At 59.8% G+C, this 1,225-nt stretch carries 1 protein-coding gene; it reads left to right on the top strand.

Going from position 1 to position 1,225, the window contains the following annotated elements:
• Nucleotides 1-42 precede the first annotated feature (42 nt).
• A partial coding sequence (locus tag ACIPIA_RS16640) for an AI-2E family transporter (RefSeq protein WP_400511083.1) occupies nucleotides 43-1,225 on the top strand: 1,183 nt, incomplete at its 3' end.

Genomic DNA, 1,225 nt, shown 5'->3' on the forward strand with positions numbered 1-1,225 from the left:
CAAGCAGTAAAGTCACCTGCGGACAGCGTCGCAAACGTAGCCATCGGCGCTTTCATTATTGCTGCGCTCTATTTCGGGCGTGAAGTGTTCGTTCCAATGGCTCTCGCAATCTTGCTCAGCTTCGTTTTGGCGCCGCTGGTCAAAGGATTGCAGAAACTGCGTGTTCCGCGAGCCCTGGCGGTCTTTGCGGTCGTCCTGATCGCCTTCGCGACATTGGCGACCTTGACCATGGCAATGGTTGGCCAGGCAACGCAGCTGGCTAGTGACTTGCCGGCCTATCAGAATACCATCCGAGCTAAGATTGCCGCCTTGAAAGGTTCGAGCCCCGAGAGCGGGGTTTTGAGCCGTGCCGCGGATGTACTCCAGGATCTGGGCAAGGAGCTTGACCGCCCCAAGATGGATGCCCCCGCTCGGAGTGAACTGCCGAGCCCTGGCGAAGCGCGCCCGATTCCAGTCGAAGTCCATCAACCGGAGCCGGGTGCGATCCAGACGCTGCAGGCCTTTCTAGCTCCGCTGATCCACCCTCTGACAACTACGGGAATCGTCCTGATTTTCGTGGTTTTCATTCTTCTGCAACGCGAAGACCTACGAAATCGGTTCATCCGATTGACCGGCACCTCAGACCTGCAGAAGACAACGGCCGCGTTCGACGACGCCGCCAAACGCCTCAGCCGGCTCTTTCTGACGCAGCTCATCGTCAATGCAGGCTTTGGGGTCGTGATTGGATGCGGCCTTTGGGCGATCGGCGTTCCCAGCGCTCTGCTGTGGGGTATTCTTGCAGCAATTCTTCGGTTTATTCCCTATCTCGGCGCCATCCTCTCGGCGGTTTTTCCGATGGTGATCGCCGCTTCGGTCGATCCCGGATGGATGATGCTCGCGTTGACGGCCGGCTTGTTCGTGATCGCCGAGCCGGTCGTCGGTCATGTGGTCGAGCCGTTGGCCTACGGCCGCTCAACCGGACTTTCGCCAGTCGCGATCATAGTCGCGGCGACATTCTGGACCTGGTTGTGGGGCCCTATCGGTCTGGTTCTCGCTACACCATTGACCGTGTGCCTCGTGGTCCTTGGTCGTCACGTTGAAAGGCTGGAATTTCTGGACGTCATGCTGGGAGACCGCCCCCCACTGTCCGCGCCAGAGATCTTCTACCAGCGGATCCTCGCGGGAGATCCCGCGGAAGCTGCCGACAAGGCCGAAGAGGTGCTGAAGGAGCGCTCGCTGTCTGCCT

Source organism: Allobosea sp. CER48 (genome assembly GCF_044752385.1).
Classification (GTDB): Bacteria; Pseudomonadota; Alphaproteobacteria; order Rhizobiales; family Beijerinckiaceae; genus Allobosea.